This window comes from Alistipes sp. (assembly GCF_020026455.1).
Taxonomy (GTDB): domain Bacteria; phylum Bacteroidota; class Bacteroidia; order Bacteroidales; family Rikenellaceae; genus Alistipes.
The window spans coordinates 22,251-30,444 of the sequence record NZ_JAHHQJ010000019.1; the positions used below are offsets into that span (position 1 = coordinate 22,251).

6 protein-coding genes are annotated in these 8,194 nt (G+C 59.2%); 3 read left to right on the plus strand and 3 right to left on the minus strand.

Annotation, left to right across the window (positions count from 1 at the left end):
• Window positions 1-171: 171 nt before the first annotated feature.
• The 3 genes from QZ460_RS09830 to QZ460_RS09840 all read right to left on the minus strand — a co-directional run bounded on the left by QZ460_RS09830 (window position 172) and on the right by QZ460_RS09840 (window position 3,306).
• Window positions 172-1,086, minus strand: a complete 915-nt coding sequence (locus QZ460_RS09830) for a helix-turn-helix transcriptional regulator (RefSeq protein ID WP_290541404.1) — start codon at window positions 1,084-1,086, stop codon at window positions 172-174.
• Window positions 1,087-1,408: 322 nt separating this feature from the next.
• A complete protein-coding gene (locus QZ460_RS09835) occupies window positions 1,409-2,287 on the minus strand; it encodes a YegS/Rv2252/BmrU family lipid kinase (RefSeq protein ID WP_290541405.1) in 879 nt (292 codons plus the stop codon).
• Window positions 2,288-2,295: 8 nt separating this feature from the next.
• Window positions 2,296-3,306 carry an FAD:protein FMN transferase gene (locus QZ460_RS09840; RefSeq protein WP_290541406.1) on the minus strand — a complete coding sequence of 337 codons (1,011 nt, stop codon included), beginning with the start codon at window positions 3,304-3,306 and terminating at the stop codon, window positions 2,296-2,298.
• Between the two features lie 190 nt (window positions 3,307-3,496).
• Between QZ460_RS09840 and rpsO the strand changes: the two genes are divergently transcribed.
• From rpsO to QZ460_RS09855, 3 genes are all read left to right on the plus strand, one after another.
• A complete protein-coding gene (gene rpsO, locus QZ460_RS09845; protein WP_015546507.1) occupies window positions 3,497-3,769 on the plus strand; it encodes a 30S ribosomal protein S15 in 273 nt (90 codons plus the stop codon).
• A 92-nt stretch (window positions 3,770-3,861) separates the two neighbouring features.
• The gene (gene pnp / locus QZ460_RS09850; RefSeq protein ID WP_290541407.1) at window positions 3,862-6,087 is read left to right on the plus strand and encodes a polyribonucleotide nucleotidyltransferase; all 2,226 of its coding nucleotides are present in this window, start codon (window positions 3,862-3,864) and stop codon (window positions 6,085-6,087) included.
• A gap of 233 nt (window positions 6,088-6,320) precedes the next feature.
• The gene (locus tag QZ460_RS09855; RefSeq protein WP_290541408.1) at window positions 6,321-8,054 is read left to right on the plus strand and encodes a tetratricopeptide repeat protein; all 1,734 of its coding nucleotides are present in this window, start codon (window positions 6,321-6,323) and stop codon (window positions 8,052-8,054) included.
• The last annotated feature ends 140 nt before the right edge of the window (window positions 8,055-8,194 follow it).

Here is an 8,194-nt window from a genome sequence, read left to right on the forward strand (position 1 = left end):
AAACCGGAAGGGGCGGAAAGGATGGAAGGGGCGCAGTCCCAAAACTGCCCCAGCCCGAAAGGGCCCAAGGGGGGGGGTACAGAGCCGAAACAAACAAAACAGCCGAAACAGCTTCAGAACTGCCACAGCGCCGAAAGGGCCGCAGCAGTAGAGCTGCCGTTTCTTACGGCGTCATCCCTTCCGCTTGTAACGCGAGGGGGAGGTTCCGGTGTGCTGTTTGAAATACTTGCCGAAGAAAGACTGCGTCGAGAAATTGAGGTGGTAGGCGATCTCCTGAATACTCATCCCCGAATACTTGAGCAGGGCTTTGGCCTCGAGGATCACCGACTCGTCGATCCACCGCGCGGCGGTCTTGCCGCTCACCTCCTTCACTACGGACGAGAGGTATTTGGGCGTGATATTGAGCTGCTTGGCGTAGAAACCCACGTTACGCTCCCGCTTGTTGTACTGCTGCAGAAGCGACATGAACTCGTCGAACAGCACCTCGCAGCGCCCCTGTTTCATCTCACCGGGCTGCTCGCGCTGGTTGATCTCGGTGATGATGTAGAACGCCGTGGTGAAGAGCGTGCGGATGATCTCGTGGCGGTAGCGCTCCTTGTCGCTGCGCAACATGGTCTTGATGAGCTGGAACAACTGACGAATTTCGTCCACGTCCTGCGGCGTGACCTCCAGCACGGGGGCCTTGCCGAAACGCATGTAGACCGGCAGCGAGGTCGAAAGGTCGATCTGGATCTCGTTGACAAACGATTTCGAAAACGCCAGCAGGTAGGCCGCGGCATTTGCCGAACACTTGACCGTGCGGATGATCGAATCGGGATTGAAAAAGACGATCGTGTTGGGCTTGATGTTGTATTGCTGCATGTCGATCGACACGGTGGCCTCGCCCGTCATCATGATGATGGCCGTAAAGCCGTCGATCGAGGTCGGATAATCGGCCGTGGTATTCTTGTCGGCCGTGAGTGCGGAAATCACCAGATCGTCCGAAAGGTAAAAGACGTCGTTCATCTCCTTCTTGATTCGGGAGATGGAGACTTTGCGCAAACTTTCGTGGCCTCCGATGCGCGCCGTTTTGCCGTTATCCGCCATATTGTCGTAATTTTTCCGACAAAAATATGAATTTTAGCAGAATCAAACAAACCGGAATGGAAAAAACCACCCGCAGCCGATCGCCGCAGCCTCGGCCTGCAACCACTGCCGCGGCCCCGCTTCGTCCGTCCGAATCACCGCTTCGGAGCCGAACCGGCCGCACACGACCGGAACGTCGACCGGAATGTCGGCCGGAACTTCGGACAAAGGTTCGCCGGGGCTTCCACCGGATGTTCGGCCGGGACAGGGGCCGGGCTGGAGCCGGGCAGGGACCGGACTGGAGCCGAACCGCAAAAGTCGGGCTGGGACCGGAGCGCAAAGATCAGGAATCAGCCGGGGTCTGTCCGGCGCACATCACGCGCAGGCCGCCCGCCAGGCACTCGATGTGCAGCGGGAATTCGGCGCCCTTCTGCCCGTCGACGTCCGTGGGTTCGTTGATCGACGAGCGGATGTCGATCCGCTGCGCCCGGAGGTGGCGGACAATCTTCGGACTGCCGCCCGCCAGGTAGCGGCACATGGCCAACGTCGAACGAAAAAAGTTGCGCTTCTCCAACAGGATGCAGTCGAACAGCCCGTCCTTGATCGACGAGCGACGCGCCAGGTGGAAGCCGCCCGCCGTCTCGCCGTTGAAGATCAGCACCATCAGCGACCGCAGGTCGAACCGCTCGCCGTCGGCCTCGACCTCCAGCGGCACGGCGTGCATCGTGCGGAACTCCTTGACTCCCTCGATGATATAGGCCAGCTTGCCGATCTTGTGCTTGCGCTCGTCGGGTGTGCGCTGCGAGGTGGTCGTGAAGATGCCGAACGAAAAGATATTGACGAAATACAGATCGTTCACCCGCCCGCAGTCGACCTTCTCGATGCTCCCCGAGGCGATCTGCCGCGCCGCTTCGAGCGGATCGCGCGACATGCCGAGCGCCCCGGCAAAATCGTTGGCCGTACCGGCCGGGATCACACCGAGCGGAATATCCAAACCCTTGCGTTTCATGGCATTGACCGCATAGTTCACCGTGCCGTCGCCGCCGGCGACGACCATCAGGTCGATGGTCTCGTTGCCGTCGAACGGATTGGCCGTAAAGTCGATCTTCTGCGGCGTGACGTCGTAGCCGAAGGTCTGAAAAATCGTACTGATGCCCCCGACATTGCGGGCGATTTTACCCTTGCCCGATTCGGGATTGTAGAGGAATACCGCTGTTTTCATTTATCTTGCTATTTCAGAATCAACGCTTCCATGGCCGGCGAAATGTACTCCTCGTACTCGCCGCCGTCACCCGCCAGGATGAAGTACACCTTCACTCCGGGCATCCGCTCCACGGCCTCCAGCGCATCGTCGGCGCCCATCGCCAGGAACATGGTCCCCAGCGCATCGGCCTCGGCACAGGTCGGAGCCGCGACAGTCACCGACAGCAGGCGCGACAGGGCGCTGCGTCCCGTGCGGGGGTCGATGGTGTGGGCGACCTTGTTGCCCGCCTCGTCGAGGTAGAAACGGCGGTAGTTGCCCGAGGTGGCCAGCCCGCCGCCGGTCATCTGAATCCGCTTCTGGAGGTATTCGCCGTCCGACATGTTGCCGTCGAAAGGCGTTTCGACACCGATGCGCCACGCCCGGCCCTGCCGGTTATGCCCCCGGCAGCAGACCTCGCCGCCGATGTCGACGATGTAGTTTTCAGCCCCGTATTCCTCGACCAGTTTGGCCAGCAGATCCACCGTATAGCCCTTCGCCACGGAGTTGAAATCCAGCTGCACGCGCGGGTCGTCCTTCACCAGCCGCCCGTCCTCGATGCGGACCTTTTCGCGGCCCACGAATTCGAGGATCGAATCGATATTCGGATTTTCGGTGCGCTCCCGCCCGGCGAAGCCCCATGCCTCGACCAACGGCTTGACCGTCACGTCGTAGCGCCCGTCGCTCAGGGCGCCGATGCTGTCGGCCAGATGCAGGTTGAAGGCGATGTGGCGGTCGACGCTGTCGGTCTCGTTGCGGTTCAGGCGGCTCAAGAGCGACGTCGAATCGTAAATCGACATCGACGCCTTGGCCTGGCGGTCCAACTCCATGATGGCCGCATAGAGACGCTGCTGCGAGACGTCCTTCACGTCGGCCACCACATGCAGCGTCGTGCCGAGCATCGTCCCGTCGACGGTGACGAAATCCGGACCGCTTCCACAGCCGCACAGCACCGCGCCCACAAGCGCGGCGAACACTGCGCGCAAACCCTTTTTTCCCATAATTTTCACTTGTTTAGCCGCAAAAATACGATTTTCCCGATTAATTTGTCCTTTTTAGCTGCCAAATTGAAAATATTTGTGGCGTATCAATCTCGAATTATGAATTATTTAGTACCTTTGCGGAACGCTCTGGCGTTATCCACGGTAAGGGGGATGCGTCGTAGAGTGGAACGTAAAATAAATTTACACAATGGCTTATTTAACAGCTGAGAAAAAGCAGGAGCTTTTCGGCCAGTACGGCAAGTCTAACACCGACACGGGTTCGCCCGAAAGTCAGATCGCGTTGTTTTCCTACCGTATCAGCCACCTTACGGAACACCTCAAAAGCAACAAGCACGACTTCGGAACCCAGCGCGCACTGCTGCGTCTGGTCGGCAAGCGCCGCGCGTTGCTGGAATACCTGAAGGAGGTCGACATCGAGCGCTACCGCGCAATCGTGAAGACGCTGAACCTTCGCAAGTAGTCCCGAGGAAGAAATGAAGGCAATTCCCGAGAGGGGTTGCCTTCATTTTCGTTGCGAAAAACAATTTGAAAACACTATAGGTTAATATTTTTATGGAAGAAAAGAAGCTGTACAACGCAGTCCGCAAGATCATCACGCTGGCCGACGGTCGCCAGATCGAAATCGAAACGGGCAAACTGGCCAAGCAGGCCGACGGCTCGGTCGTCGTCAAGATGGGCGACACGATGCTGCTCGGAACCGTCGTGGCCGCAAAGGATGCAAAACCCGACACCGATTTCATGCCCCTCCAGGTAGAATACAAGGAGAAGTACGCCGCCGTAGGCCGCTTCCCCGGCGGCTTCATGAAGCGCGAGGCCCGCGCCAACGACAGCGAGGTGCTCGTCGCCCGCTTGATCGACCGTGCCCTCCGCCCCCTGTTCCCCGCAGATTACCACGCCGAAGTCTACGTGACGGTCAACCTCATCTCGGCGGACAAGGATATTCAGCCCGACGCCCTGGCCGGCCTGGCCGCCTCGGCGGCGCTGGCCGTGTCGGACATCCCCTTCGGCGGCCCCATCTCGGAGGTCCGCGTCGTGCGCCGCAACGGCGAATACGCCATCAACCCCACCTATTCGGAGATGCCCGAATGTGACCTGGACATCATGGTCGGCGGTACGATCGACAACATCCTGATGGTCGAGGGCGAGATGAAGGAGGTTTCGGAAGAGGTGATGCTCGGCGCCATCAAGTTCGCGCACGAGGAGATCAAGAAGCACTGCGCCGTACAGATCGAGCTGTCGAAGGAGCTGGGCAAAGACGTAAAACGCTCCTACTGCCACGAGGTCAGCGACGAAGAACTCCGCCAGACGATCATCAAGGAGCTCTACGACAAGGCCTACGCCATCGCCACGAGCGGCACCATGAAGCACGAGCGCGAAGACAAGTTCAACGCCCTCGAGGCCGAGTTCGCCGCCCGCTATTCGGAGGAGGAGCTGATCGAGAAGGCCCCGCTGATCCACAAGTATTTCCACGACGACGTGCAGAAGAAGGCCATGCGCAACATGATCCTCGACGAGGGCATCCGTCTCGACGGCCGCAAGACCGACGAGATCCGCCCGATCTGGTGCGAGGTGGGCTACCTGCCCGCAGCCCACGGCTCGGCGATCTTCACCCGCGGCGAAACGCAGTCGCTGACGACCGTTACGCTCGGCACGAAACTCGACGAAAAGGTCAAGGACGAAGTGCTCGTGCAGGGTACCGAGCAGTTCGTGCTCCACTACAACTTCCCGCCCTTCTCGACGGGCGAGGCCAAGGCCGCCCGCGGCCTCTCGCGCCGCGAAATCGGCCACGGACACTTGGCATGGCGCGCCCTGAAACCGATGATTCCGCTGGGCGAGGACAACCCCTATGCCGTGCGCGTCGTGTCGGACATCCTCGAGTCGAACGGCTCGTCGTCGATGGCCACGGTCTGCGCCGGAACCCTCGCGCTGATGGACGCCGGCGTGAAGCTCCGCAAACCCGTGTCGGGTATCGCCATGGGTCTGATCTCCGACTCCGAGACCGGCAAATGGGCCGTGCTGTCGGATATTCTGGGCGATGAGGACCACCTGGGAGACATGGACTTCAAGGTGACGGGAACCAAGGACGGAATCACCGCCACGCAGATGGACATCAAGGTCGACGGACTCTCCTACGAGGTACTGGCCGCCGCTCTGGAGCAGGCCCGCAAAGGCCGCATGCACATCCTCGGCAAACTCACCGAGTGCATCGCCGAGCCGCGTGAGGATTACAAGCCCTGCGTGCCGCGCATCGTGCAGATCGTCATTCCGCAGGATATGATCGGTCCGGTTATCGGCCCGGGCGGAAAGGTGATTCAGGACATCCAGAAGACCACCAACACCACCATCACCATCACGGAGGTGGACAACAAGGGTATCGTAGACATCTTCGGTGTCGACAAGGAGGCTCTCGACGGGGCACTGGCCCGCATCAAGGCCATCGTAGCCATCCCCGAAGTGGGCGAGACGTACCACGGCAAAGTCCGCTCGATCGTCGCCTTCGGCGCGTTCGTCGAGATCATGCCGGGCAAGGACGCCCTGCTCCACATCTCGGAGATCGACTACAAGCGTTTCGAGACCATGGAGGAGACGGGTCTGAAGGAAGGCGACGAGATCGACGTCAAGTTGATCGGCGTAGACCCCAAGACCAACAAGCTCAAACTGTCGCGCAAAGCGCTTCTGCCCAAGCCCGAAGGCTATGTGGAGCGCGAGCGTCGTCCGCGTCCCGAGCGCGGTGAGCGTCGCGAACGCGGCGAGCGCCGGGAGCACAAAGAGGAGTAGAAACAGACGGTTCATGCTGGATATTTCGGACGGAAAACATCGCTTTTTTCCGTCCGGAATATTGCATAATCAGCAATAGTTTTCTATATTTGTGCTGTTCTGCGGCCCGACACAGGCTCCCGAACCGACCGACGAAGGAGTAGAGGCCCAACGGCAACCGGAAAGGCCGCAGAGGGGTGGAACGAAAGATAGAGGCAAACAGATTCAAAATAAACACATTAACTTTACCCACTATGAAAAACTTAACGAAATTGAGCGTTGTGCTCGTAGCTGCCGCCCTGGCATTCTCGAGCTGTAACTGCTTTAAGAAGATGGCCAAGAACCGGGACGACATCAAGCTGACGATCACTCCCGAGATTCTGACGCTGAACAACGGCACGGTTGCCGCAGACATCAATGTAACCTTCCCCGTAGAATATTTCAACAAGAAGGCTATCCTCAAAGTTACTCCCGTCATCGTATTCGAAGGCGGCGAAGTGGCCGGCACCACCCAGTACTACCAGGGTTCGAAGGTGGACGAGAACTACTCGGTCGTAGACATGAGCAACGGCGGCAATTTCACGCAGCATGTTGAGTTCCCCTACGATCCCCGCATGGACCAATGCGCCCTGCAGCTCCGCGCCGAGATCAAGTGTCCGAAAGGCAAGGCCAAGGAGTTCGTGCTCGTCAACCTGAACAACGGCGCCATCCCCACCAAGGAGCAGGCTGCCGTGCTGGCCGGCAACGACGCTGCCGCCAAGGCTGCCATCGCCAAGGAATTCGGCCTGACGGTAGCTTACGGTCTGAACACCCTGCAGAAGGACCTCAAGTACGGCGACCTGATGGATCAGATGGCCAACGACTACAAGAAGGTCACAACGGTAGTCGACAAGACCGACCTGCTCTATGCCATCAACTCGTCGGTTGTGACGAAGAAGAACCAGAAGAACGCCAACCTCGACGCATTCAAGGAGAACGTGGACAAGAACCTCACGAACGACCGCGCTACGCAGAACATCGCCGTGAAGGGATACGCTTCGCCCGATGGTCCGGTGAAGTTCAACGACACGCTCTCGAAGAAGCGCAGCGAATCGGGTAAGAAGGTCGTTGCCAAGCTGCTCAAGGACGCTGGTCTGGACGTCGACGCCGCTGCTTACGGCGAAGACTGGGACGGCTTCAAGGAGCTGGTCGAGAAGTCGGACATCAAGGACAAGAACCTCATTCTTCAGGTGCTGAGCCTCTACAACTCGCCCGCAGAGCGTGAGACCGAGATCAAGAACATGTCGACCGTATTCAACGAACTGAAGACGGACATCCTGCCCGAACTGCGCCGCTCGCAGATCGTCAACAGCACCGACCTCCAAGGTCTGACCGACGCCGAGATCATGGCAGCATACCGCAACGGCGACGAGCTGACCGCAGAGCACTACCTCTATGCCGCTCAGGAGTTGGCTAACGGTGCCGAGGAGCAGGTTGCCATCCTGACCGTCGCTTCGAAGAAGTTCAACGACGCCCGCGTATGGAACAACCTCGGTGTTGCCCAGACGCAGACCGGCGACAAGGCCGAGGCTCTGAAATCGTTCGAGAAGGCTGCCAAGCTGGATTCGTCGAAGGAGCTGAACAAGAACCTGCTGCTCGCCAACCTGGCCAACGGCAACACGGCCGAGGCCAAGAAGTACGCCGCAGTTGCTGACGCTCAGGCCAAGGCCGCTCTGGCTGCCGCCGAGGGTGACTACAAGACTGCCGCCAAGGATCTCGAGGGCTACAACGAGGCCATCGCTCTGGTTCAGTCGAACGACCTGGCCGGTGCCAAGAAGGCCATCGCCAAGGACAACTCGGCAGACGCCGACTACCTGCGCGCCGTTATCGCCGCCAAGGAAGGCGACCTGAAGACCGCAGAAGCTCAGCTGAAGAGCGCCGTCTCGAAGAATTCCGAGCTGGCTCAGAAGGCTGCCAAGGACATCAACCTGAAGGCACTTCAGAAGTAATTGGCTGCACCGATAGAAAAAGAGTCTGATCCCGAAAGGGTTCAGGCTCTTTTTTTGCATCCTGCAGGGTGTATCCCCGCAGGTACAGGTACAGGTACAGGTACAGGTACAGGTACAGGTACAGGTACAGGTACAGGTAC